The 26562-nt window shown below is 47.9% G+C and carries 17 protein-coding genes; 16 read left to right on the top strand and 1 reads right to left on the bottom strand.

Annotation, left to right across the window (positions count from 1 at the left end; genetic code table 11):
• The first annotated feature begins 40 nt into the window (after positions 1-40).
• The 12 genes from DN748_RS14570 to DN748_RS14515 all read left to right on the top strand — a co-directional run bounded on the left by DN748_RS14570 (position 41) and on the right by DN748_RS14515 (position 16307).
• The gene (locus DN748_RS14570; protein WP_161554570.1) at positions 41-1969 is read left to right on the top strand and encodes a heparinase II/III domain-containing protein; all 1929 of its coding nucleotides are present in this window, start codon (positions 41-43) and stop codon (positions 1967-1969) included.
• Between the two features lie 47 nt (positions 1970-2016).
• Positions 2017-3195: a glycoside hydrolase family 88 protein gene (locus tag DN748_RS14565; protein WP_112372563.1), complete on the top strand. Its 1179-nt coding sequence runs from the start codon at positions 2017-2019 to the stop codon at positions 3193-3195.
• A gap of 153 nt (positions 3196-3348) precedes the next feature.
• The gene (locus DN748_RS14560; protein ID WP_112372562.1) at positions 3349-7449 is read left to right on the top strand and encodes a hybrid sensor histidine kinase/response regulator transcription factor; all 4101 of its coding nucleotides are present in this window, start codon (positions 3349-3351) and stop codon (positions 7447-7449) included.
• A 161-nt stretch (positions 7450-7610) separates the two neighbouring features.
• A complete protein-coding gene (kduI, locus tag DN748_RS14555) occupies positions 7611-8447 on the top strand; it encodes a 5-dehydro-4-deoxy-D-glucuronate isomerase (RefSeq protein ID WP_112372561.1) in 837 nt (278 codons plus the stop codon).
• Between the two features lie 53 nt (positions 8448-8500).
• Positions 8501-9283: a gluconate 5-dehydrogenase gene (locus DN748_RS14550; RefSeq protein ID WP_112372560.1), complete on the top strand. Its 783-nt coding sequence runs from the start codon at positions 8501-8503 to the stop codon at positions 9281-9283.
• A gap of 12 nt (positions 9284-9295) precedes the next feature.
• Entirely contained in the window at positions 9296-10318 is a 1023-nt protein-coding gene (locus tag DN748_RS14545) for a sugar kinase (RefSeq protein WP_112372559.1), read from the top strand.
• A gap of 107 nt (positions 10319-10425) precedes the next feature.
• Positions 10426-11097 carry a bifunctional 4-hydroxy-2-oxoglutarate aldolase/2-dehydro-3-deoxy-phosphogluconate aldolase gene (locus DN748_RS14540; RefSeq protein WP_112372558.1) on the top strand — a complete coding sequence of 224 codons (672 nt, stop codon included), beginning with the start codon at positions 10426-10428 and terminating at the stop codon, positions 11095-11097.
• Positions 11098-11103: 6 nt separating this feature from the next.
• Entirely contained in the window at positions 11104-12072 is a 969-nt protein-coding gene (locus tag DN748_RS14535; RefSeq protein ID WP_112372557.1) for a TRAP transporter substrate-binding protein, read from the top strand.
• 63 nt (positions 12073-12135) lie between these two features.
• A complete protein-coding gene (locus tag DN748_RS14530) occupies positions 12136-12603 on the top strand; it encodes a TRAP transporter small permease (RefSeq protein ID WP_112372556.1) in 468 nt (155 codons plus the stop codon).
• Complete coding sequence (locus DN748_RS14525; protein WP_112372555.1) at positions 12600-13889, top strand: TRAP transporter large permease; 1290 nt, start codon at positions 12600-12602, stop codon at positions 13887-13889. Before DN748_RS14530 ends, DN748_RS14525 begins: the two co-directional genes overlap by 4 nt.
• Before the next feature lie 76 nt (positions 13890-13965).
• Positions 13966-14997 carry a LacI family DNA-binding transcriptional regulator gene (locus tag DN748_RS14520; RefSeq protein ID WP_112372611.1) on the top strand — a complete coding sequence of 344 codons (1032 nt, stop codon included), beginning with the start codon at positions 13966-13968 and terminating at the stop codon, positions 14995-14997.
• 89 nt (positions 14998-15086) lie between these two features.
• Positions 15087-16307, top strand: a complete 1221-nt coding sequence (locus DN748_RS14515; protein ID WP_112372610.1) for a DUF4861 domain-containing protein — start codon at positions 15087-15089, stop codon at positions 16305-16307.
• A 247-nt stretch (positions 16308-16554) separates the two neighbouring features.
• Here the strand turns inward: DN748_RS14515 and fahA are convergent, their stop codons facing one another.
• A complete protein-coding gene (gene fahA, locus DN748_RS14510) occupies positions 16555-17835 on the bottom strand; it encodes a fumarylacetoacetase (RefSeq protein WP_112372554.1) in 1281 nt (426 codons plus the stop codon).
• 234 nt (positions 17836-18069) lie between these two features.
• Here fahA and glyA point away from each other — a divergent pair, with 234 nt between their 5' ends.
• The 4 genes from glyA (at position 18070) to cas1 (ending at position 26415) form a co-directional block, all read left to right on the top strand.
• Positions 18070-19344, top strand: a complete 1275-nt coding sequence (gene glyA, locus DN748_RS14505) for a serine hydroxymethyltransferase (RefSeq protein ID WP_112372553.1) — start codon at positions 18070-18072, stop codon at positions 19342-19344.
• Between the two features lie 258 nt (positions 19345-19602).
• Complete coding sequence (locus tag DN748_RS14500) at positions 19603-20166, top strand: DUF7010 family protein (protein WP_112372552.1); 564 nt, start codon at positions 19603-19605, stop codon at positions 20164-20166.
• Between the two features lie 423 nt (positions 20167-20589).
• Positions 20590-25047 (top strand): type II CRISPR RNA-guided endonuclease Cas9, encoded by a 4458-nt coding sequence (gene cas9 / locus DN748_RS14495; RefSeq protein WP_112372609.1) that lies wholly within the window; start codon positions 20590-20592, stop codon positions 25045-25047.
• Positions 25048-25524: 477 nt separating this feature from the next.
• On the top strand, positions 25525-26415 hold the full coding sequence (gene cas1, locus DN748_RS14485) for a type II CRISPR-associated endonuclease Cas1 (RefSeq protein WP_112372551.1): 891 nt from the start codon (positions 25525-25527) through the stop codon (positions 26413-26415).
• Positions 26416-26562 lie beyond the last annotated feature (147 nt).

Below are 26562 nucleotides of genomic sequence, written 5' to 3'. Positions count from 1 at the left end.
CCGGAACAGGGAAATGATTACCGGAATATCAGAGAAAACCATGAATTACATTACCGGAGTACGCCACCGAAAAAGAGATCATATCCTATGGATCTGCCTGTTGTTTATATTTTGGAATACCTGGGCGGCAATGCCGTATACCCGGGGAGGGACCCTCGCTGCCCCGGTTCCTCCCCATCCCAGGCTATTGCTCGGGGACGCGGAAATACCCGGAATGAAAACATCGGTTCAAAACAGTGATGCGCTGGCAAAGATGCACCGCTATATACTGGAAAAGAGTACGGCAATGCTGGGGCAGGCCCCGGTTACCTATAAAAAGGAAGGCAAGCGCCTGCTGGCCGTTTCACGGCTCGCCCTTACCCGTATATTTTTCCTGTCCTATGCCTATCGCATGACGGGAGATACAGGGTATCTGCAGAGGGCGGAGAAAGAACTGCTGGCCGTCAGTGCCTTTGACGACTGGAACCCTTCGCATTTTCTCGATGTGGGAGAAATGTGTATGGGGGCTGCGATAGGGTATGACTGGCTGTACAACGATCTGTCTGAAAGTACGCGTCACAGGATACGTGAGGCCATCGTAAAAAACGGGCTGGATGCGGCATCCGACCCGGGAAATGCCTGGTTTTATAAAAGGGACAACAACTGGAACCAGGTATGTAATGCCGGGCTGGTTATGGGAGCCCTTGCGGTTATGGAAGACGAACCGGACAAAGCCGCTGCTGTTATTGACAAAGCCGTAAAAAGCAACGTACTGCCCCTGGAGGGTTACGGGAAAGACGGTAACTATCCCGAAGGTCCCGGGTACTGGAACTACGGGACCAGTTTCCAGGTGCTGATGCTGGAAGCCCTGGAAAACGTACTGGGAACCGATTACGGACTTTCTGCGCACCAGGGGTTTATGAACTCTGCACAATACATGCTTTTTTCTACCGGACCTTCCGGGCAGTATTTCAATTACAGCGATTGTATCAGCAAACCTTACCCGGCCTATGCTATGTTCTGGTTTGCCCGGAAAATGAACAGCCCGGAACTGGTCTATCAGGAAATGCAACTGATCAGGAGCGGCAGGTATTTTACCTATCGTCATGGTAATGACGACAGGTTATTGCCCATGGCCCTTATTTTTGCCCGGGGAACGGAACCCCATGCAGCAGATATGGGAGATTTTCCCGTCACATGGTCGGGCGGGGGAGAAACCCCGGTATTTTATACCAGGACCTCCTGGGACGATGACAGGGCAAAATACCTCGGAGTCAAGGGAGGAAAGGCTTTTTCGAGCCACGGGCATATGGACCAGGGAAGTTTTGTCTACGATACGGGACATCTTCGCTGGGCCATGGATTTCGGTTCGCAGCAGTACGAAACCCTGGAACGGGAAGGCGTGGATCTGTGGGATATGGAACAGGACGGGCAACGGTGGGAGATATTCCGCATGAACAACCTGAATCACAATACGCTTTCCATAAATGATCAGCCTCATAATGTACAAGGTAAGGCGACGATCATAAAATCATTTGATACCGGGAAACAGAAGGGGGTAACACTGGACCTGACCGATGTACTTAACCTGCACGGGGAACTCCGGAAGGCCACGCGCGAATTGCGGTTGGTTGACCAGGAGACCCTGCAGGTGGAAGATATCGTAAAAACCGCGGATAATGGGGTCCGGATCAGGTGGAATATGGTGACCCCGGCCCGGGTCAGGCTTACGGAGCGGGGGATGATCCTCACCCAGGAAGGGAAAGAGATGATGCTCGTTTTCGAGAGTAATATTCCCCTCGACCTGAAAGTAAGGCCGTCCGAACAACCTTCCGAGACGATATGCCCTTTTACGGGCAGGCCTTATGGCGATTACAACCAGCCTAACCCGGGAACCACCATGCTGGGATTTGACGCCTTTATACCTTCCGGGACAAGGGCCCGGTTTGTAGTGTCTATGAGCGAAGGGAATAACATTGATAAACCATAAAATTCGGAGAGAACAGGGGAAAACCTGTGTGAAAAAAAATGCAACAAATGAAAAAGATTATTTTAGGAATCACCGTATTGGCACTGATGGGGTCCTGCCGTTCCGGGCAGAAAGGAGATCTCCCCGGGGCCCGGGAACTGGCAGAAACACTCGACCCGTTACGGGAGCAGGCGGTAAAACACCGCAAGATCCCCAGGACGATCGATGAAGCAGGACAGGTAAAATGGACCGGGGAAAGATATGACTGGACCGAAGGTTTCTGGCCGGGAGTATGCTGGATACTTTTCGATCAGACCGGGGATGAGAAGTGGAAGGAAGAAGCTGTGGCCTCGCAGGAACAGTTCGTAGCACACAAAGACCTGACCACCGATCACGATCTCGGGTTTATTTTTAATTGTTCTTACGGAAAAGCTTATCAGATCACAAAAGAAGACAGGTATAAAGAGGTCATGCTCGATGCGGCCTCGTCGCTGGTCACCCGGTTTAACGAAAAAACAGGGTGTATACAGAGCTGGGACGTGGGGGACAACTGGCAGGGAAAGCGCGGCTGGGAATTTCCGGTGATCATCGATAACCTGATGAACCTGGAATTGCTTTTCGAAGCGTCGGAACTTACCGGAGACCCGCGTTATGCCGATATTGCCGTAAAACATGCCAATACCACCATGAAAAATCATTTCCGGGAGGATGCGAGTTCGTATCACGTGGTAGACTACGACCCCCTAACCGGAAAGATCAGGAGCAGGGAAACGGCACAGGGATATGCCGATGAGAGTGCCTGGGCCAGGGGGCAGGCCTGGGCATTGTACGGCTATACCATGTGTTATCGCTATACGCGGGACAAGGCATACCTGGAAATGGCCGAAAGGATTTCCGGTTTTATCATTTCGCATCCCAACTATCCCGATGATGGGGTCCCCTACTGGGATTTTGATGCCCCGGATATTCCGGAAGCGCCAAGGGACGCTTCGGCAGCGGCAATAATGGCCTCTGCCTGGATCGAACTCAGCGAATATTCTGAGGGGGATTACCTGCAAAGAGCGCATACCGTCCTGGAAACACTCAGCTCCGACAGGTTCAGGAACCGCCGGGGAGAGGGCTATTTCCTTCTTAGGCACAGCGTAGGGAGTATTCCCCACGGAAATGAAATAGATGTTCCCCTGGTGTATGCCGACTATTATTACCTGGAGGCCCTCGAACGCATGAAGAAAATCAGCGGGGAGTAGGGGCAGGCAATGCTGCGGGAAAGCAGACATGGAGAACCGGTCAGGGGGCCATTATGCCATTATGATAGGATTAAGTATTATATTGCCGGTAAAATGATGTATACTGTACATTCATTTTGAATGAATAGAATATCATAAGTAAGTGTACCATATATGAAGTTTAAGAGGGTCGCAAGATTTGTCCTGGTGTTATTTGCGGTGGCGCTTTATACAGAAGTTCCCGGCCAGGAGATATCTTTTAAGCATATAGGTACGGGAGAAGGCTTGTCACAGTCGTCTGTGTCGTCTGTAGTACAGGATAAAACCGGAAGGATATGGATGGGTACGAGAGACGGGCTCAATATGTTCGACGGCTCCTCCATCAAGACTTTCCGTCCCGTAAGGGGTGATTCCACTTCGTTGCTGGGGCATTTCATTACGAGAATAATTCCCGATGGTGACGATTTGTGGATCATTTCCAAAAGCGGTGTTTCCAGGCTGAATACAGAAGATCAGCGATTCAGGCGGTTTTACGTGGGAGGTGTCAATACGCTTGCCAGGTATGACGGTCATATTTTTCTGGGAACGGATCACGGTATCATGAAGCTGGACGATAACGGCCGGGCTTTCAGACCGGATACGGACCTTCTGAAAGAAACCCGGATCGTACAGGATCTGTATGCGGACGATGCAGGCAGGTTGTGGATGGCCACGAACAGCGGGCTATATCTCTATAATCCTGGTAGCGGCACTACCCGGAGGATACTGGGGATCAATTCTACCAAAATATTTGTGGACTCCGGGCAGAGGATATGGATCGGGACCTATAATCACGGAATTTATAAGCTGGACAGCCTTTTCAGGGCAGAGAAGAATATACGTAGTTCCGGTAAAGGGCCGTACAGCCTGCCCAGCAATACGGTTCGCGATATTGAGGAAGACGATAACGGAAACATATGGATCGGTACCTTTCGGGGGTTGAGCATCCTGAAACCCGGACAAAATTTTGCCGTGTCCAATTATACCCATGATGAACTGAATGCCGGTTCGCTGTCTCACAACAGCATATTGAGCATTACCCGTGACCGCCAGGGCGGAATGTGGCTCGGAACTTATTTCGGAGGGATCAATTATTACCACCCTCGTTTTAATATTTTTACAAGCTATCCGAAAGTTTCGGAAGAAGCGGAAAACAAAACACTGGGGTTTAATGTGATCAGTGAGATCAGGGAAGGGGACGACGGCAAGGTATGGATTGCTACTGAGGGAGGCGGGGTAGACCGGTATGACAGGAAGAGCGGGACCTTCGAACATTACCGGCTCGGTGAGGAGGGCGGAGGCTACAACCACAGGAACATTAATGTAAAGGCATTGCAGTTTACCGGTAGTGATACCCTGCTGGTGGGAACACATCTCGGGGGGCTCCGGAAACTGGATACCCGAACGGGAAGGTTCACGACCTATCTTCCGGACCCGGATGATCCGCAGAGCATACCGTCCAATATTGTGGAAGAGATCATTCCGTACAAGGGAGACATATACCTGCTGGGCACCAAGGAGGGGGTAGTGGCCTATAATACGAAAAGTGAAGAATTCTCGCCTTTTATCAGGGACCGCGAAGGAAATATATTCAGGAAACGGGTAAACTGCCTGCTTATTGACCGTTTCGGGATATTGTGGATCGGTACCCTGGATGAGGGACTGTTCGCCTACGATCCGCATACGCGCGTACTGAAGACCTATGAGGCTTCGGAGACCCCGAATTCCATCAGTTCCGACAACATATCGTATATCTATGAAGATCACTATTTCAGACTGTGGTTCGGTACTCATGGGGGAGGGCTCAACCTGTACGACAGGGAAAAGGATGCTTTCCGGTTCTACAATGTGGAAAATTCAGGCCTTTCCAGCAATTTTATCCAGGGGATCGAGAAATCCAGGCAGGGAAACCTGTGGATCAGTACTTCGAAGGGAATCTCCCTGTTCGACCTCAATAGCGAATGCTTTTACAATTATCCCGGCGGGGAAAACGGGTTTCCGCTAAAAGAGCCCAACCACAGGGCCCTGATGCTTACCGGCGACGGAACATTGTTCGTAGGAGGGATAGACGGGCTGGTATCTTTCGAAGAGAGGGAAGTGTTTGACAACGACAGCGATTTCAGGCTGATATTTTCTGCACTGCAGGTCAATAACGAGTATGTGATCCCGGGAGATTCTACCGGGATTCTGAAACGGGATATTGCCTTTACCGATTCCATTACACTGGGGCCGGGACAACAGTTTCTCAAGCTGCAGTTTTCGGCCTGCAATTACGTGCCTACCGAAAGCTTTAACTACCGCTACAAACTGGCGGAGAACCAGGAAGAATGGATAGATATCAGGGATCAGAACAACCTGACCTTTCTCAACCTTCCCCCCGGGGTGTATACACTTCGGATACAGGCCGTCAGAAACTGCACCCCGATCGTTATCGATGAGACCGGCCTGGTAATCACCGTACAGCCCCCCTGGTACCGCAGGTGGTACGCCATTGCAGGATATATACTGGTTTCGGTATGTATTACCGGAACCCTTCTCATCATGTACAGGAACCGGGTACATATGATTAACGAACTCCGGGCCAAACAGCGGGAGAAAGAGCAGATACAGCAACTCAACCAGGCCAAGCTGAAGTTCTTTACCAAGATATCCCACGAATTCAAGACGCCGCTCACCATTATTATGGGGTTGCTGGAAACCGTACTGAACCATACCAGGGAGAAGGATGATAACCGTCAGAAGATCAGCAAGTCGCTCGATAATGTATACCGGCTGGACTACCTGGTCAACGAATTGCTCGATTTCAGAAAACTGGAGAGTGGCCATGAGAAGCTCAGGCTGGAGCGGCACGATTTCAAACAGCTTATCACCTATGTGTATGAGCTGTTTAGCGAAACGGCCGGGCAGAAACACATACAATACGATCTGCAACTGCCTGCCGGAGCTATTGTTTTTGTCTTTGATTACAGGCAGCTGGAAAAGGTTTTTTACAATCTTGTTTCCAATGCCTTCAAGTTTGTGGAAGACGAAAAAGGGCGTATTGGTATCAGGGTCTTTGTAAAGGAAGGAAAGGTAATTACCCTGGTAGAAGACAACGGGATCGGGATCAGGAAAGAGGAAACACAACGGATATTCGACCCGTATTACCAGGTAGAGAGTGAAAGGGGTGCTGCTTTCGGCAGGAGTGGAATAGGCCTGGCGATCAGCAAGGAGATCGTATTGCTGCACCAGGGAAGCATCACCGCAGACAGTGAAGAGAAAGTATATACCGTTTTCAGGGTAGCATTGCCCCTGGAGGTCGAATCCTATCCGGAAACTACCGAAGACCGGGAGGGCCCCCGGAATGTGACGATGGAGCCGCCCTACCTGCCCCCGGAAGATGATGCGGGCAGTCCCGCCGGTGGTGACGGTGAGAACGGGGAAGGGGGTAAAGAAAAAATTCTCCTGGTGGAAGACAATCCCGAAGTACGGCGCCTGGTGGCAGAAATGTTACGTCCTGCATATGACGTATACTGGTGCGATAACGGAAAACAGGGACTGGAAATGGCATTGCAGGAAGAGCCCGATCTCATTATATCGGATGTCATGATGCCGGGAATGTCCGGCACCGAGATGTGCACCGTGCTGAAACGGAATATAGAAACCTGCCATATCCCGGTTATACTGCTCACGGCCCGGTCTTCCGTAGAGGCCAGGGTGGAAGGGTTTGAATGCGGGGCAGACGAATACCTGGTCAAGCCTTTCCGGGTTGAAATTCTCAGGGCGCGGATAAGGAACATGCTGAATAACCGCAGGCTGGTACAGCAACGGTTTCAGTCAGACCCGAACATGACCGTAAAGGAAGTGGCCACCAATGCCGTGGACAGCGAGTTCCTGGAGAAGGCCCGGAAGATCGTGGAAGAAAACCTCGGGAACCCGGATTTCAATGTGCAGGATTTTGCAGGGGCCATGCACCTCGGAAAATCAAAATTCTATTCGAAGATCAAACGTATTACCGGGCAGACCCCCAATGATTTCGTATTGTCCGTACGATTGAAAAAAGCGGCGAGGCTCCTGCTGGAGCGCGATGATGTCATGGTATCGGAAGTGGCTTATCACGTAGGTTACAGGGACCCCAGGTATTTCAGCAAGAGCTTCCGGCAGTACTTCGGGGTGTCGCCCTCGCATTACGGCAAGGAAAGCAGGGAACACAAAAGAACGGAAGACGGCAGGCCCGCCGGGGATACGGAAGACTGAGATACACCGGTTTTTGATGATTTGCACCATTGATAATACAATCGATTGGTTTTTTGTTATTATTGTTTGTATAGCTTAATATTAACATTTAAACCTGTGTTTTGGCAAAATAAAATCATAGATTTGTACAATCGATTGTACAATTTAAAACGAGCAAAGCCATGACACATTCGGAATTCAGGTATGCACATCATCCCGAAGATGTGAAAAGATATACGACAGAAGAGCTTCGGGAACATTTTTTAATCGAAGAACTGTTTGTCAGGGACGAGATACGTCTTACCTATACCATGTACGACCGTTATATTGCGGGTGGGGCATTTCCCGTAGACAAGGCCCTGAAGCTCGGGACCATAGATGAACTCAAGGCCGACTATTTCCTGGAGCGCAGGGAGCTGGGAGTGATCAATGTAGGCGGAAAGGGAAAGGTTACCGTAGACGGAGCAGTGTATGAGCTGGATCACAAGGAGGCCCTTTATGTAGGCAGGGGGTGTAAGGAAGTCGTATTCGAAACGGCAGGAGGGGAACAGCCTTATTTCTATATCAATTCGGCACCGGCGCATACGGCTTATCCCACGAAAAAGGTCACGCGAAACGAAGCCGAGATCGTCGAACTGGGAGACAGCAAATATTCTAACAAACGCACCATCAACAAGCTGTTGGTAAACAGTGTCGTGGAAACCTGCCAGTTGCAGATGGGGATGACCGAACTCAAGGAAGGCAGTGTGTGGAATACCATGCCGGCACATACCCATGAACGCCGTATGGAGGTCTATTTCTACTTCGACCTGGAAGAAGGGCAGGCCATCAGCCATTTTATGGGGCAGCCCGACCAGACCCGCCATATATTCATGAAAAACCACCAGGCCGTTATCTCTCCCGAGTGGTCCATTCACTCTGGTGCGGGAACGAGCAATTACACCTTTATCTGGGGTATGGCCGGTGAAAACCTGGATTACGGGGATATGGACGGCGTAGCTCCCGATGAGTTAAAATAGATGAATGCGGGATACGTGCAAAACAATAAAAACGACTAAAACTTTAATACATTATGAATTTGTTTGATCTGACAGGAAAAACAGCCTTGATCACCGGGGGTACACACGGTCTCGGAATGGCCATTGCCAATGGCCTGGCTTCGGCCGGGGCAGAACTGGTCATCACCGATATTACACAGGACAAATTAGATACGGCCATAGGGCAATACGGGGAAAAGGGCTATAAGGCGACCCCCTACCTGTTCGATGTTACCGATGAGACAGCGGCGGAAAAGGCCGTGGAGCGCATCGTGGAAAAACACGGGAAGATCGATATCCTGGTCAATAATGCCGGGATCATCATGAGGCAGATGGCCGTGGATATGAAGGTCTCCGACTTCAGGAAGGTGATCGATGTAGACCTCGTGGGACCCTTTGTGATGTCGAAACTGGTGGCCCGCGACATGATCAGGAGAAAGTCGGGAAAGATCATCAACATGTGCAGCATGATGAGCGAACTGGGGAGGGATAATGTGAGCGCCTATGCCGCGGCCAAAGGCGGCTTGAAAATGCTGACCAGAAACCTCGCCACCGAATGGGCCCGGCACAATATCCAGGTGAACGGTATCGGCCCGGGGTATTTCGCCACTTCCCAGACCGAACCCATACGGGTAGACGGGCATCCGTTTAACGAATTTATTATCAACCGTACCCCGGAAGGACGCTGGGGACAGCCCGATGAACTGGCCGGAACGGCCATTTACCTCGCTTCCGAAGCCAGCAATTTTGTCAACGGGCAGGTGGTGTATGTCGACGGGGGTATCCTCGCTACCATAGGAAAACCGGCAGGAGAATAAATCAGCAGCAGTATGGCACAAAAGGAAAATCACCATAAGGTAGTTACCTTCGGCGAGGTGCTGATGCGCCTCTCGCCCCCGGGCTATCGCAAGCTTGTACATTCCGATATCCTGGAATACTATTTCGGGGGTACTGAAATGAACGTGGCGGCATCGCTGTCGCGTTTCGGGGTGCACGCGCAGCAGATCACCAATGTCTCCGACGACCTGGTGGGAGATGCCGCTATTTCTGTCATGAGAGGGCACGGTATCGATGTCTCGGAAGTCAACAGGGTGCCGCATCCGCTCGGGCTTTATTTTCTCGAAACGGGTTCCGGCATGCGGGCCAGCCGGATTGCATACAACAGGCTTTACGGCGCCTTTGCCCATATCCGTCCGGAAATGGTAGACTGGGAGCATATTCTCCGGGATGCGGACTACCTGCACTGGACCGGGATCTCCCCGGCCATCTCGGAAGGGGCGTATCAGACCCTGAAGGAAGGACTGGAGGCGGCCAACAGGCTGGGGGTTACCGTAACGGCCGATCCGGCATACCGGAGCAACCTCTGGCAGTACGGGCGCAATGGTACGGAGGTGCTGAGAGCGCTGGTAGCCAATTCCCATATCCTCATAGGCGGGGTCAATGAAATAAACGAGATACTGGAAACGGATTTCGATCACTCGAAAGACGGTTTTGTGAGTGCCTGTAAACAATTACAGGACGATTGCCCGAATATTACAAAGGTATTCGACAAGGTCAGGACCGGGCTGAGTGCCAGCTGGCAGAAAGTCTACGGCCATGCATGGACGGGAGATGAATATATTTCGGGCGAAGAGCTCGAGATAGCACAGGTGGTAGACCGTATAGGAACGGGAGATGCCTTTGCCGCAGGGGTGATCTACGGCCTGATCCACTTTGAAGACAGGGATACCCTGCGCTTTGCCAATGCCGCCTGTGCCCTGAAACACACCATTCCGGGCGATGCCAACCTGGTGAGCGTGGAGGAAGTGCTCGAGGTGATGAAGGGGAATACGGGGGGGCGTATAAAGAGGTGAGTGGTTGGGGGTTAGTATTGAGTAGTTAGTATTGAGTATTGAGTAGTTAGTTTTTGGGTGGTCTGAAAACTTGATAATAAATATCAACACATAAAAAGCATATAAAGATGGCAGGATATTCGAGAATAGAGGTGGTCCGGACTATGGGGGCCGGGGGAATGGTACCGGTGTTCTATCATCCGGATCCGGAGATTTGCAAAAACGTGATCAGGGCGTGCTACGAAGGGGGAGCAAGAGTATTCGAATTTACCAACAGGGGTGACCTGGCCCATGAGGTATTCCGGGAGCTGAAGGGGTTTGTGACGGAAGCACTTCCGGGAATGATACTGGGTGTAGGGTCGGTCATAGATGCGGGAACTACCGCGCTTTACCTTCAGTTAGGGGCCGATTTTATCGTCTCTCCCCTGGTCAATGCCGAAATGGCGCGCTGCTGCAACCGCCGCAAGGTGGCCTGGATGCCGGGCTGCGGTTCGGTAACCGAGATCAGCTACGCGGAGGAACTGGGAGCGGAAGTGGTCAAGATATTCCCGGGAGCCCAGGTGGGAGGCCCCTCTTTTGTTAAGGCCGTTAAGGGGCCCATGCCCTGGAGCAGTATCATGCCCACGGGAGGGGTGGCCCCTGAAAAAGAGGCCCTGAAGGCGTGGTTTGATGCCGGGGTACACTGTGTGGGCATGGGAGGAAAACTCTTCCCCGCAGGTCCGGGGGGAGATTACGATTACGAGGCGGTGACCGGAAGGGTGCGCGAGGTGATGGATATCATTGCAGACCTGAGAAAATAACGCATCATGAGATACCCTGTAGTATGGATACTGATCCTGTTGCTGGCCTGCTCCTGCAAATCCGAAACCGGTCATAAGGTGATAAAGCTGGCACACGGCCTGGACATGTCGCATCCCGTGCATAAGGCCATGCAGTTTATGGCCGACAGGCTCCGGGAAAAATCCGGCGGTATGCTCACGGTAGATATCTATCCCAGCCAGCAACTGGGGTCGGAGCGGGAGTGCCTGGAATTGTTGCAGATAGGGAGTGTCGGGATGACCAAGGTCTCTGCCGGCGCCCTGGAAAATTTTGTGCCCAGCATGAAGGTTTTCGGCCTGCCCTTCCTGTTCCGGGACGAGGCGCACCGCTTTGAGGTACTCGAAGGCAGCATAGGCGGGGAACTGCTGGATGCCAGTGTGCCCAAACGCCTGAAGGGACTTGTCTTTTACGATGCCGGAAGCCGGAATTTCTATACGCAGAAACCCATACGTACTCCTGATGATCTCAAGGGACTGAAAGTCCGCGTCATGGAAAGCCAGACCGCGGTAAACATGGTAAAAAACCTCGGAGGTTCTCCCACACCCATCGCCTGGGGCGAGCTTTATACCGCCCTGCAGCAGGGAATAGTGGATGGCGCTGAAAACAATCTGCCCAGCTTTTACCTGTCTTATCATTACGAGGTGTGTAAATACTTTATCATGGATGAGCATACCGCGCTTCCCGACGTACTGATGATCAGTACCATAGTCTGGGACAAGCTCAGTGAACAGGAGAAAAAGTGGCTTGAAGAAGCCGCCCGGGAATCGGCTGCATATGAGAAAAAAATATGGAAGGAAGCCGAAGAACATGCCCTGGAAAAAATAAAGGAAGAAGGGGTAGAGGTCATTTACCCGGAAAAGGAGGCCTTCCGGGAAAGGGTACAGCCCATGTACGATGCCTTTATGCAGGACCCCGAAATGGAAAGGATCATAAAGGGTATTCAGGATACCCGTTGAAGCGCGGTGCACGGAGCCGGTATAGCAAACCAGCAACCGGCACACAATAAATAATTTACTCGTATGAAACGAATACTTAACAGGCTATTGGGAGGATTTCTCGTAATACTGATGGGCATTATGGTGTGCTCCGTATTATGGCAGGTCGTTTCCCGCTATATCATGGGCTCTCCGAGTTCCTTTACCGAGGAGTTGTCCCGCTATCTGCTGATATGGCTCGGTATTCTTGGAGCTGCTTATGCTTCAGGACAGCAGCAGCACCTCGCCATCGACCTTCTCGGACCGAAGCTGAGCGAACAGGGACGTATCCGGCTCAGGATAGGGATCAATATCCTTATTGCTCTTTTTGCCTTTTTTGTCCTTGTCGTCGGGGGGGCAAACCTCGTGTATATCAATTATGAACTGGAACAGTATTCCGCAGCGCTACATGTACCGCTTTACCTGGTGTACACGGTAATCCCGCTGAGTGGCCTGTTGATAATGGCCTATAAGATCAACGAATTGTTCAATGCAAAAAAATACCTGTCATGATATCTGAGATCCTGGTCCTGGTCATTACTTTTACCGTACTTCTCGGCATCGGCGTTCCCGTAGCCTGGTCTATAGGGATCTCGTGTATATGTACCATGATACTGACCATAGACTCCCTTCCCGCCCTTACCACGGTGGCACAGCGTATGGCTACCGGGCTGGACAGCTTTTCACTGCTGGCGATCCCGTTTTTTATTCTCGCGGGGCAGATCATGAATCAGGGGGGCATAGCCAACCGGCTGATCAATTTTGCCAAATCCCTGATCGGGGCGCTTCCGGGCGGACTTATTTACGTCAATGTCATAGCTGCCATGCTGTTCGGGGCCATCTCCGGATCGGCAGTAGCCGCAGCCTCTGCCATAGGGGGCATTATGGCGCCGAGAATGGAAAAGGAAGGATATTCGAGGGAATTCGGGGCCGCCATAAATGTCACCTCTTCCACTACGGGACTGGTCATACCGCCTTCCAATGTCTTTATTGTCTATTCCCTGGCCAGCGGCGGGGTTTCCATAGCCGCGCTCTTCCTGGCAGGATACCTTCCGGGCATCCTTATGGGGCTTGCCCTGATGCTTGCGGCGACCTACTGGATACGCAAAAAGAAATACCCCGCAGGAGAACGGAGCAGTATCCGTACGATAGCCGGTACCTTTCTGGATGCTTTTCCCAGCCTGCTCCTGCTCGTGGTGGTCATAGGAGGTATTGTTTCCGGGATATTCACGGCTACGGAAGCATCGGGGATCGCGGTATTCTATACCCTGATCCTGTCGCTGATCTACCGGGAAATGGACCTGAAACGGTTGTATGAAGTGTTCCTGAGTTCCATAAACACCACGGCGGTGGTGGCCCTGCTTATCGCTACCTCCATGAGTATGTCGTGGGTACTGTCGTATGAAGATATCCCGCAGTCGGTAAGTGAGGTGCTGCTGAGTATCAGCGATAACAAATATGTCATTTTACTGATCATAAACCTCTTGCTGCTGGTGGTGGGTACCTTTATGGACATGACCCCGGCCGTACTGATCTTTACGCCCATTTTCCTTCCGGTACTGAAAGACCTCGGGGTAGACCCCGTTCACTTCGGTGTCGTTATGGTGATGAACCTCTGTGTGGGGCTGTGTACTCCCCCTGTAGGGTCGGTACTGTTTATAGGGGTAGGCGTGGCGCGGACCACCATACAAAAAGTAATGAAACCGCTGTTGCCGCTTTACCTGGTCATGGCCGTGGTACTGTTGCTGGTGACGTTTATCCCCCTTATCAGCCTGTGGCTGCCGGGATTTTTTGATTGATGCCGGGGAAAGGGTAACAGGCGGTTATGCCTGTAGTAATAAATTGTAATTTCTGGGAAATATTCCCATGCCGGATATGGAAAAAAACAGGGTTACCATCTATGAGATAGCGAAAGCGCTGGGCATTGACAGCTCTACGGTATCCCGTGCCCTGAACGATAGCAGCCGGGTAAGCCAGAAGACCAAGAACAAGGTGCTTAAGAAAGCCGGGGAGCTCGGTTATCAGCGCAATATGCTGGCTTCCAACCTGAGAAAGAGCCGGGGGAATACCATAGGAGTAGTGGTACCCCGTATTGCCCGCCACTTCTTTTCGGAATCCATTTCGGGCATTGAGGATGCTGCCTTTTCCGCCGGTTATAATGTACTGATATGCCAGTCGCTGGAGCAGCTGGAGCGGGAACAGCGCATTACCGCCAACCTGATCGCCAACCAGGTAGACGGCATCCTGATCTCCATATCGATGGAGAGCAATGACTGCGAACACCTGGATTATTTTGAAAAGCACCATATCCCCCTGGTCTTTTTCGACCGGTATTGCAAGAGCATGCCATCCAGCAGCAAGGTACTGGGAGATGATTTCCGGGCTTCCCGCGATGCGGTGGAACATCTGGTGCGGAACGGATGTACCCGGATAGCCCATCTTTCCGGTCCGCAGAACCTTGAGATTTACAGGAACCGCTTCCTCGGGTACAAGGCGGCCCTGGAACACCATATGCTGCCGTATGACGAACAACTGGTGGTGGTCAGCAGGCTGATGGAAGAGGACGGATACGGGGTCATGAAAGACTTTTACGAAAGGAAGACGGCTATCGACGGGGTGTTTTCGGCCAATGATACCGCAGCCATAGGAGCGATGAAATACCTGAAGGAACACCATATCGGCATTCCGGACGAAATAGCCCTGGTCGGCTTCAGTAATGAGCCGGTCTCGGAAGTCATAGAACCGGCCCTGAGTACCATTGACCAGTCCGGTTTTGCAATGGGAAAAATAGCCTGTGAACTGTTGATCGAAAAGATCGAAAAAAGGGAGGAGGTAGAGAACCGTACCATAACGCTGGAGGCCAGCTTTGTGGAAAGGGCCTCATCGCTTCGCAAAAGGAAGGGGTGAGATGTTTTATACGGATTAAAAGAGAGACAAAAGATCCATCGGATCACCATCAGATACAAACGGAGAATAACCTGAAAAACAAACTGAAGATGAACAAGATCAAGACTACTGGAGTAAGCGGTGTGCTTAAAAGATATGGCGCACCTATGGTCATTTCGGGGGCATTGCTTTCCTGTAATGGCCCGAAGGAGGCTCCCGGACTTTCCGTGGAAGTGTCCAATGACCTGGGTTTTAAACGAACGGAGGTGGTCGCCATCCCGGTATCGGAACTGAATGTCCCGGAAGGAACAGACAGGAAAAACCTGCGTTTGCGAAAAGACGGGGAAGAAACGAATCTCCGCACGCAGTGGATCGATTACGACCAGGACGGCACTGCGGACGAATGGTTGTTCCAGGCCGATGTGCCGGCCAACGGAACGGCGAGATATACCGTGGTGACCGATAGTGTAAACCCGGAACCCGAAAGCGATGTGATCGCCTATTCCCGGTTTGTCCCCGAGCGTACCGACGACTATACCTGGGAAAATGACAAGGTGGCCTTCAGGGTTTACGGGCCCACGGGGCAGAAAGAAGCCCTGGAGGGAGTGGTTGGAAGTACCCTGTCCAGCGGCGTGGACCTGTGGCTGAAGCGAACAGACAGGTCGGTGATCGACAGATGGTATGCCGAACATGTCAAAGCCCCGGGATATTACCATATAGACCACGGTGAGGGCTACGACCCTTATCATGTAGGCGACAGCAGGGGAACCGGGGGAACCGGGTTATGGGAGAATGACAGTCTTTATGTGTCGGAAAATTATATTTCACATAACACCATAGCCGACGGCCCTTTGCGTACGGTATTCGAACTGAAATACGCCGCGTGGAGCGACTACGATATTGAAGAGACCAAAAGGGTTAGCCTCGACCTGGGCTCCAATTTTTCCCGCTTCGACGTCAGCCTGTCTGCGGCTGGAGATATCCCCAATTATGCCGTGGGCATCACTTTGCACAAGAACGAAGGCGAACACAGGATCAATGAGGAAGAAGGCTGGTTCCGTTACTGGGAAACCATTGACGACGCCAAAGTGGGGGAGGGGATCGTGATGGACCCTGAGGTAATAGACTCCGCATTTGCCCGCCAGAGCGACGTACCGGACCAGAGCAATCTTATCGTCCTGACAAAACCCGGGGATAAGGCCACCTTTTATGCCGGTTTTGCCTGGGAGAAAAGCGGGCAGGTATCTGCTGTGGCAGACTGGGACGCCATGCTGCAACGGCAGGCCGAAATAATAGCAAATCCTCTTGAAGTGAATGTTACTGTAAAATAGGGTAATAGGTACAGTACGACAGATACGTCCCGGAGGTTCTTCAACTCCTCTGTGCTTCGTTCAGAATGACAGGTATTGTCACAGGCGCAGTGGAACTTGTCATTCCGACGATAGGAGAACCCCGAAGGGCTCAACGCAGTTAAATCTATTTTGACCTGTCATGTTGTTGAAGCTCCTTTAGGCCAGGGTTGAGATTCTTCACTTCGCTGCGCTACGTTCTGAATGACATTTAAAATACCAACGAGCTCTACTTCCTGATTGCCGGCAGCAGTTTGTTGGAGACTTCCCCGAAACCGATACGGACGTTCTCATTGCGGCAGTACCCGGTCAGGGTTACCGTATCGCCGTCCCGGAGGAAGGTCCTTTCGGTTCCGTCGTTCAGTTTCAGCGGGTTTTTGCCGCCCCAGCTGAGTTCCAGCAGCGAACCGTAGCTGTCGGGGGTAGGGCCGGAGATGGTGCCGCTGCCCATCAGGTCGCCCGAATTGACATTACAGCCGTTTATCGTATGGTGGGCCAGCTGCTGTGCCATGGTCCAGTACATGTATTTGAAATTGCTCCGGGAAATGGTCTGCGCCTGCCCGTTTTCGGGAGTGAGCGATACTTCGAGGTGAATATCGTAGCTTTTATGACCTTCACAGCGCAGGTAGGGAAGCGGTTGCGGGTCCTGTTCGGGGCTGGCCACGCGGAAAGGTTCCAGGGCATCCATGGTCACGATCCACGGCGACATCGACGAGGCGAAGTTCTTGGCCAGGAAAGGCCCCAGGGGTACGTATTCCCATTTCTGTATGTCGCGGGCACTCCAGTCGTTAAACAGCACCATCCCGAAGATATAGTCTTCGGCCTCGTTTACCGGAATGGGTTCTCCCAGCGGATTGGCATCGGTAGTGATAAAGCCCATTTCCAGTTCGAAGTCCACCCTTTCGGACGGACCGAACCCGGGGGTATCGGCTCCCGGGGGAAGTGTTTGCCCCAGCGGCCGCCGTACCGGGATGCCCGAGGGAACTATGGAAGAACTCCTTCCGTGGTAGCCTACCGGGAGATGCAGCCAGTTGGGCAGCAGTGCATGATCCGGGTCGCGGAACATTTTCCCCACATTGGTGGCGTGTTCCTTGCTGCTGTAAAAATCGGTATAGTCACCGATCTGTACCGGGAGCTGCATTTCGATCTCATCGAGGGTAAACAGCACTACGTGCCTGTGTTTTTCATTATCTCTCAGCCTGGAGTTTTCGGTATCAAACAATTCTGCTATGCGGTTGCGTACCAGCCGCCAGGTCTTCTTTCCGTCGGAAATAAAGTCATTGAGACTGTCCTGGAGAAAGATGTCATCGGTAAGGGGAATGCCGTCGAAATATCCCAGCTGGTGCAGTGCTCCCAGGTCTATGGCGGTGTCCCCGATACGCGTACCGATGGTAATCACATCGTCCCTGGTGAGAAACACACCGAACGGAATGTTCTGGATGGGAAAGTCGGAGTCCGGGGCTACCTGTATCCATGATGTTCTGTTGGGGTCATTGGCAGTGATAGGCATAATAAAATTGTTGATTTATGTTTGATAAAATTGTATTCAAAGATATTATTTTCGCTCAATTTACCGAATGTATTTGTTATTTTTGGCTTTTCTTAACGAAAGTTGTTAATGGAGCGGGAATGACTGCCCCTGGTACGTGTGAACAAATGGTGTAAACACCGGGCCGGAGGCGGGATTAAAAGGCAGGCGGTACCGTAAACAGGAACAGGATTATTGAACTTTGAACTTAAAATAATGCAACGAGACGAACAGATTTTTGAACTGATTGAAGCCGAAAAGGAACGCCAGTTACACGGGCTGGAACTGATCGCTTCGGAGAATTTCGTAAGCGGGCAGGTCATGGAAGCGGCCGGTTCGGTACTCACCAACAAATACGCCGAAGGGTACCCGGGAAAGCGCTATTACGGGGGATGCGAAGTAGTGGATGAAGTAGAGAATATAGCGATCGAAAGGGCAAAGGCCCTGTTTGGTGCCGAGTGGGTCAACGTACAGCCGCATAGCGGATCGCAGGCCAATACGGCGGTATATCACGCCTGCCTGAACCCGGGAGACAAGATCCTCGGTTTTGACCTGTCTCACGGCGGGCACCTTACCCACGGTTCGCCTGTGAATTTTTCCGGTAAACTCTATAATCCTGTTTTCTACGGGGTAGATGAAGAAACCGGTACGCTCAATTACGACAAAATTGAGGAAATAGCCAAAAAAGAGCAGCCTAAGCTTATTATTGCCGGGGCTTCCGCATATTCGAGGGATATAGACTTCAAGCGCTTCCGGGAGATTGCCGACAGCGTAGGCGCCATTCTCTTTGCCGATATCTCGCACCCTGCCGGGCTTATCGCCAAAGGCATACTCAGCGACCCTGTGCCGCATTGCCATATCGTAAGCACCACCACCCACAAAACCCTGAGGGGCCCCAGGGGGGGGATCATCATGATGGGAAAAGATTTTGAAAACCCGTTCGGGATTACCCTGAAGAACGGCAAGCCCCGGATGATGTCTTCCCTGTTAGACAGCGCCGTATTCCCGGGAAACCAGGGCGGTCCGCTGGAGCATATTATCGCCGCCAAGGCCGTAGCCTTCGGGGAAGCCCTTACCGATAACTTCCTCCACTATGTACTCCAGGTACGCAAGAATGCACAGACCATGGCCGCACTGTTCGTGGAAAAGGGATATAAGGTGATCAGTGGCGGGACCGATAACCACATGATGCTGATCGACCTGAGAAACAAGGATATATCAGGGAAGGAAGCCGAGGAAGCCCTCGTAAAGGCCGATATTACGGTAAACAAGAACATGGTGCCGTTTGACGATAAATCCCCTTTTGTCACTTCCGGTATCCGTATCGGCGCTTCGGCCATTACGACCCGCGGGCTTAAGGAAGACGATGTAAAGACCGTAGTGGAGCTTATCGACGAGGTCATTACCCATCACACCGATGAAGCAGTGATCGAAGACATACGCGAAAAAGTAAACAAACTGATGAAAACCAGGCCGTTGTTCCAGTGGTAAGCGGTTTTTGCAGTACACTATTTATGGAAGGGTTACCGGATAGGTAGCCCTTTTTTTTAACGGTATAGAATAACCGTGTTCAACGGGGACAAAGACCGGTACGGGAGCTCTTTATGGAAGATATGGAGATCAGCTATCCGAGGGGAAGAACAGTAGGAAAAGGGCAGTATCCGGAATACCGGGCATTTAAGGGCCGATGACACCGGTTTGATTTTCAGGGAATGCAGGAGGTGTGAAAAAACGAGCTAAACCAGAAATATGACAGATAAGGAATTGGACACATTGCGGAACCAGTTGTCCGTAGCATCGAAAAACGGGATAGATTTTATACTGGCAGGTATCATCATCTGGGCGGTCATCGCTTTGGTATGGACCCTGGATTACGATCCCGGGACCAAAAGCATCTTCGCATTTATTGCAGGCGGGCCATTGCTCCCCCTGGCCTTTTTATTTTCCAGGATACTGGGTACCAACTGGAAGATCAGGAACAACCCCTTACAACGCCTGGGATTGTGGCTTAACTTTGCACAGCTTTTTTATTTTCCCATCCTTTTTTATGTTTTGATAAAAACCCCGGACTATTTCATCATGGTCTATGCCATTATTACCGGGGCACACCTCTTTCCTTATTCCTGGTTCTATAATACCAAATGGTATGCCGTCTTTGCCGGGATTATTGCCCTGGGAAGCCTGATCATCGGTTTATATACCCCGACAGGTACATTTTACAGCATAGGCATGTTTACCAGTACCTGCCTGTGCATCTTGTGGCTTCTGCTTTTTGCCGACCAGAAAAGGAAAAGGGGGTTGCTAAACCAATAATGAAACTTCCCTGAACACATTTGCCTGATTGTTACTTTTCCGTTTCAGGTGCTTATAACACATTTACAAATAAAAACGAGGCAAACTTGCGAATGCCCCGGGTAAATTTTTAGCTCACAAGTCTTTCCATTGTTATACAATGGTGTTCGTGAAACATTTGGGCATAAAAAAACCTCCTGATTATGGACAAGAGGTAACCCAAATGTTTTCACAACGGAATAATCCTTATTGTGAATTGCTTTTCAAAAAATTTGTGCAGCTAATATATAAAAAAATAATTTATCCCGCATGTGGTTTTCCGTAAACAGGGTGTTGTTTTTTTGCTTATTTTTAGAAAATTAATTTTTCATACCGGCTTTTTATGCGAAAAAAGCAGGGTTTTAAAGGATATTGACTATACTAATCGTATTACCGTTTTTAATTATGAAGAGAATTTTAGGATTGGATTTGGGGACCAATAGCATAGGATGGGCTTTGATTGAACAGGATTTTGAGAATAAACAAGGACAAATACTCGGACTGGGAAGCAGGATAATTCCGATGAGTCAAGATGTTTTGGGAGATTTCGGTAAAGGAAATTCTATTTCTCAAACTGCTGAAAGAACAGGTTATCGCAGTGTAAGACGATTGAGAGAAAGACATTTACTTCGAAGAGAACGACTGCATAGGATTCTTAATATTTTGGGCTTTCTTCCAAAACATTATGCTTCACAAATTGATTTTGAAAAACGTTTGGGGCAATTTTTTAAAGAAACCGAACCTAAATTGGCATGGAAGCAGAACGATAAAGATAAATTTGAATTTTTATTCCAAAGGTCTTTTAACGAAATGGTTGCCAACTTCAAGGCAAACGGGCAAGAGATAAAAATCCCTTATGATTGGACTATTTATTATTTGCGTAAAAAGGCATTAACTCAAAAAATAGAAAAAGAAGAATTGGTTTGGATAATCCTGAATTTCAATCAAAAACGGGGCTATTATCAGTTAAGAGGCGAAGAGGAGGAGGAAAACCCCAATAAGCTGGTGGAGTTCTATTCTTTAAAAGTTACTGATGTAAAAGCTGATGAGGAGCCTAACAAAAAAGGAGAAATATGGTATTCATTAATCCTTGAAAATGGTTGGGTTTACAGACGCTCAAGCAAAACAGATTTATCTGATTGGAAAGATAAAGTTAAAGATTTTATTGTAACAACCGATATTAACGATGACGGTTCTGTAAAAACGAATAAAGATGGAGAAGAAAAGAGAAGTTTTCGTGCCCCTAAAGAAGATGACTGGACTTTAATCAAAAAGAAAACCGAACAAGAAATTAACCAATCCCGTCAAACCGTAGGAACATATATTTACGAAAACCTGCTTCAAAACCCCAATCAGAAAATAAGGGGAAAATTGGTAAGAACCATTGAACGTAAGTTTTACAAAGATGAACTAAGGCAAATTCTGCAAAGGCAAATTGAACTGCAACCCGAATTATTTACCGATGATTTATACAATGACTGTGTTCGCGAATTGTATAGGAATAATGAGGCTCACCAATTGCAGTTAAGCAAACGCGATTTTGTCCACTTATTTTTAAACGATATTATCTTTTATCAACGTCCACTAAAAAGCCAAAAATCGTCCATTGGGAATTGTCCATTGGAATTTAGAACATTCAAGGATGAAGATGGAAATGAGCAGATAGTATACCTGAAAGCCATTCCAAAATCCAATCCCTATTATCAGGAATTTCGAGTTTGGCAATGGTTGTATAACCTAAAAATTTACACTAAAGAGGATGATACTGATATAACGGTTCAATTTATCAATGGAATTGAAAGTTTGGAAAATCTTTTTGAATTTTTAATGAGTCGAAAAGAGGTCAATCATAAAGATATTTTAAGCTATTTTATTGTACCAATAATAAAAGAAAAGTTTCCAGACGCAAAAGGTAAAGTTTTAAAAAATGAAATTTCCAAAGAAATAGGAAAATATCGTTGGAATTACGTCTATGATACGGATAAAGATGAATCCAAGAATTATCCGATGAATGAGACCGGATACGAAATTAGAAGACGGTTAGGGAAAGTTGAAGGTGTTCCTGAAGATTTCCTGTCAAGAGAAATAGAGCAACATTTATGGCATATCATTTATTCCGTTACCGATAAAATTGAATATGAAAAGGCTCTACGGTCTTTTGCTAATAAATATGCATTAAATGAGGAATCTTTTATTGAAAACTTTAAAAAGTTTAAACCTTTCGATAGTGGTTATGGCAGGTATTCTGAAAAGGCCATTAAAAAGCTGCTGCCCTTTTTACGCATTGGGAAATATTGGAGTTGGGATGCTATTGATGAGAAAACCAAAGCTCGTATCGGTAAAATTATCACCGGAGAATACGATGAAGAAATAAAGGATAGAGTTCGTGAAAAAGCCATCCGCTTAACCGAAGAAAATCATTTTCAGGGATTGCAATTATGGTTGGCTCAATACATCGTTTATGATCGTCATTCCGAAGCCAATGTTGCAGGCCAATGGAATTCTGTAACCGATTTGGAGCAATATCTGAAAGATTTCAAACAGCATTCTTTGCGCAACCCTATTGTGGAACAAGTTGTAACGGAAACACTACGAGTGGTAAAAGATATTTGGAAACAATATGGAAAAGGTGCAAAAAATTATTTTGATGAAATTCATATCGAATTAGGTCGGGACATGAAAAATCCGGCAGATGAACGTAAATATTTGTCGAGCATTATTTCCGAAAACGAAAATACCAATTTACGTATAAAAGCGATACTTTCTGAATTGATAAATGATAACTCGGTAGAAAATGTGAGACCATATTCCCCGATGCAACAGGAAGCGTTAAAAATATACGAAGACGGTGTGCTTAATTCTGGTATTGCCATTCCTGATGAGATCGAAAAAATCAGTAAGAAATCAGAACCGACAAGGTCGGAAATCCAACGCTATAAACTTTGGTTGGAACAAAAATACCGGTCACCATATACGGGCAAACCTATCCCGTTGAGTAAACTATTTACTTCTGCTTATGAAATAGAACATGTTATTCCGCAAAGTCGTTATTTTGACGACAGTTTTAGTAACAAAGTAATTTGTGAAGCCGAGGTGAACAGCCTGAAAGATAAACAACTTGGACTGGAGTTTATTAAAAATCATTACGGACAAAAGGTAACAACAAGTTCGGGGGAGGTAGAAATTTTTTCGGAAGAAGCATATACAACTTTTGTAAAAGAGCATTACGACAAAAACAGAGGCAAGAAAAACAAATTGTTGTTGGACGAAATACCTGAGAAAATGATTGAACGCCAACTCAACGATACCCGATATATTAGCAAATATGTGTCTAATCTGTTATCCAATATCGTTCGGACAGAAAAGGGTGATGAAGGGATAAATTCCAAAAATATAATCCCGGGCAATGGAAAAATAACGGGGAGACTAAAACAGGATTGGGGATTAAATGATATTTGGAATGATTTGATTTTACCTCGTTTTGAGCGAATGAATGAACTGACAAAAAGCAATAATTTTACCTCCTGGAATGAAAAATATCAGAAACATTTACCCACTGTTCCGTTAGAGCTTTCGAGAGGCTTTCAAAAGAAGCGAATTGACCATCGTCACCATGCTTTGGATGCTTTGGTTATTGCCTGTGCCACTCGTAACCACGTTAACTTGCTGAATAACAAACACGCAAAATCAAAAAATGAACGGTACGATTTGCAACATACATTGCGTAACAAAGAAAAATGGCAGGATAAAAATGGAAATGAAAGAGACAAATTCACTGAATTTAAAAAGCCGTGGAACAATTTTACTGTCGATGCCAAAAATGAATTGGAAAAAATTGTGGTGAGTTTTAAGCAAAATTTAAGAGTTATCAATAAGGCAACCAATTATTACGAAAAGATCATAAACGGTAAAAAGACAAAAATTGAACAAAAAGGTCTGAATTGGGCAATCAGAAAACCAATGCATAAAGAAACGGTTTCAGGATTAGTTGATTTACCAAGAATAAAAATGCCTAAAGGAAAAATCCTGACAGCCACTCGTAAGAGTTTAGATATGTCGTTTAATTCAAAAAATATTGAAAGCATAACGGATACGGGTATTCAAAAAATATTGATAAATCATTTGGAAAAGTATGATGAACCCAAAATTGAAGTTGAAGAGAATGATGTTTCCGGAAAAATTTTAAAAAGAAAAGAACTGATCAAAAAGAAGAAATTGATTGAACACCCTGAATTGGCATTTTCGCCGGAAGGTATTGAAGATATGAATAAAAGAATTACCCAATACAATGATGGAAAACCACATCACCCCATACTAAAAGTCCGGGTTTTTGAAGTAGGTAGTAAATTTCAAGTTGGTTACAAAGGGAATAAAAAAGATAAATATGTTGAAGCGGCAAAAGGAACAAACTTGTTTTTTGCTGTCTATTGGGATGAAAAAAAACAAAAGCGGAGCTACGAAACTATTCCGTTGAATATTGTCATTGAAAGACAAAAACAAGGACTGACTTCTGTACCCGAAACTGATGAAAAAGGAAATAGACTATTGTTTTATATTTCTCCAAATGATTTGGTGTATATACCAACGGAAGAAGAACAGGAAAATATAGGTCAAATTGATTTTAATAATTTCAGTAAAGAACAGGTTAGGAATATCTATAAGATGGTAAGTAGTACCGGTGCGGAATGCCACTTTGTTCAATCCCATATTGCTTCTCTTATTAAAAACTATGATGCAAAAACTAAAATAGGAGAATTTGGGAGTTTAAATAAATCAGAAGTGAATATAGAGAATACTACACGAATAAAGGAACATTGCATCAAACTCAAAGTAGATCGATTAGGAAATATATCAAGAGCATAAAACAATTTTTTAAACAATGACCCATACACTCCCAATATCCATCACCGCAGAAGTATATGCCTGCAAGGCTATGATTATGCACAGCCGGGATTGTATTTTATAACCCTATGTGTTCGGAGCCGGGAACATATATTCGGAGAGATAGAAAACAGAAGAATGATCTTAAACCCCTAAGGGCAGATCGTACATGAGGAATGGCTGAATACAGCGAATATAAGAGATAACATGGCCTTACATGAATTTACCGTAATGCCAGATCAGTTTTCATGCCATCATTGAAATTCGCCCCAACCGCCCCAACGGAAATAATCAAAAAAATCAGATTTTAAGATCTGGCAACGCAATTATTACGAACACATTATCCGCAACCCTCAGGCATATCACCGTATATCGCAATACATTAAAAATAACCCATTAAATGGCAGGAGGAAGATAAATACCGTAAAAAATGATTAACCAACCTAATAACCTTTAATTATGATCAAGCGAACCATTTATATCGGTAATCCGGCATATCTGAAATTCAAGGACCGGCAGTTAAAGGTTATCGACCCTGAAAACAAGGAAGAAAAAGGATCTGTTCCGGTAGAGGATATGGCTGTTCTGATGCTGGATAATTACCAGGTAACCATCAGCCACCAGCTTATTGTGGCCCTCCAGGGGAACAATGTGGCCGTGATCAGTTGCGATGCCCAGCATTTGCCGTTTGCCATGATGCTGCCCATGAGCGGGCATGTGGAACATTCCGAAAGGCTTAAACAGCAGATCAATATTTCGGAACCCTTGCGTAAACAATTGTGGAAACAAACCGTGGAAGCCAAGATAAGCCAGCAGATGTTATTGTTGAAAAAGCTCCGGAAGCCTCACGAACCGCTGGTGGATTATATGAGCCAGGTACGGTCGGGCGACAGTACCAATATGGAGGGCATTGCCGCACAGTATTACTGGAAACAGTTATTTGAAAATTTTACCCGGGAAAGAGAAGGGGATATGCCCAACAATTTCCTGAATTTCGGATATGCCGTATTGCGGAGTATCGTGGCGAGGGCCCTGGTAAGTTCCGGGTTGAATCCCACCCTCGGAATTTTTCACCGCAACAAGTATAATGCGTATTGCCTGGCAGATGATATTATGGAACCCTACCGCCCTTATGTAGATCTGGCGGTATACCGGTGGATGGAAGAACACCCGGGAGAAGGAAAACTGACCAGGGAAGTCAAGGCTGATCTGCTTCAACTGGCGACCTGTGATGTGATGATCATGCAAAAACTGCGTCCGCTGATGGTGGCCGTAAGCAGTACTACTTCTTCGCTGTATAAATGTATTACCGGCGAATTGAGAAGCATTCGCTACCCGGTGATATACTAAAATTAACGGGAGGATGGACCAACATCGTTTTAACGCTTACCGGATTATGTGGGTACTCGTATTTTTTGACTTGTAGCCTTCCCTCTTTTAGGACACCGCTAAATTCGATAAATAATTATTATTTAGTTCAGATTTGATGAAGAATTT

It is taken from the genome of Sinomicrobium soli (assembly GCF_003285545.1).
Classification (GTDB): domain Bacteria; phylum Bacteroidota; class Bacteroidia; order Flavobacteriales; family Flavobacteriaceae; genus Sinomicrobium.
This window is presented reverse-complemented; position numbering and strand designations above follow the sequence as displayed.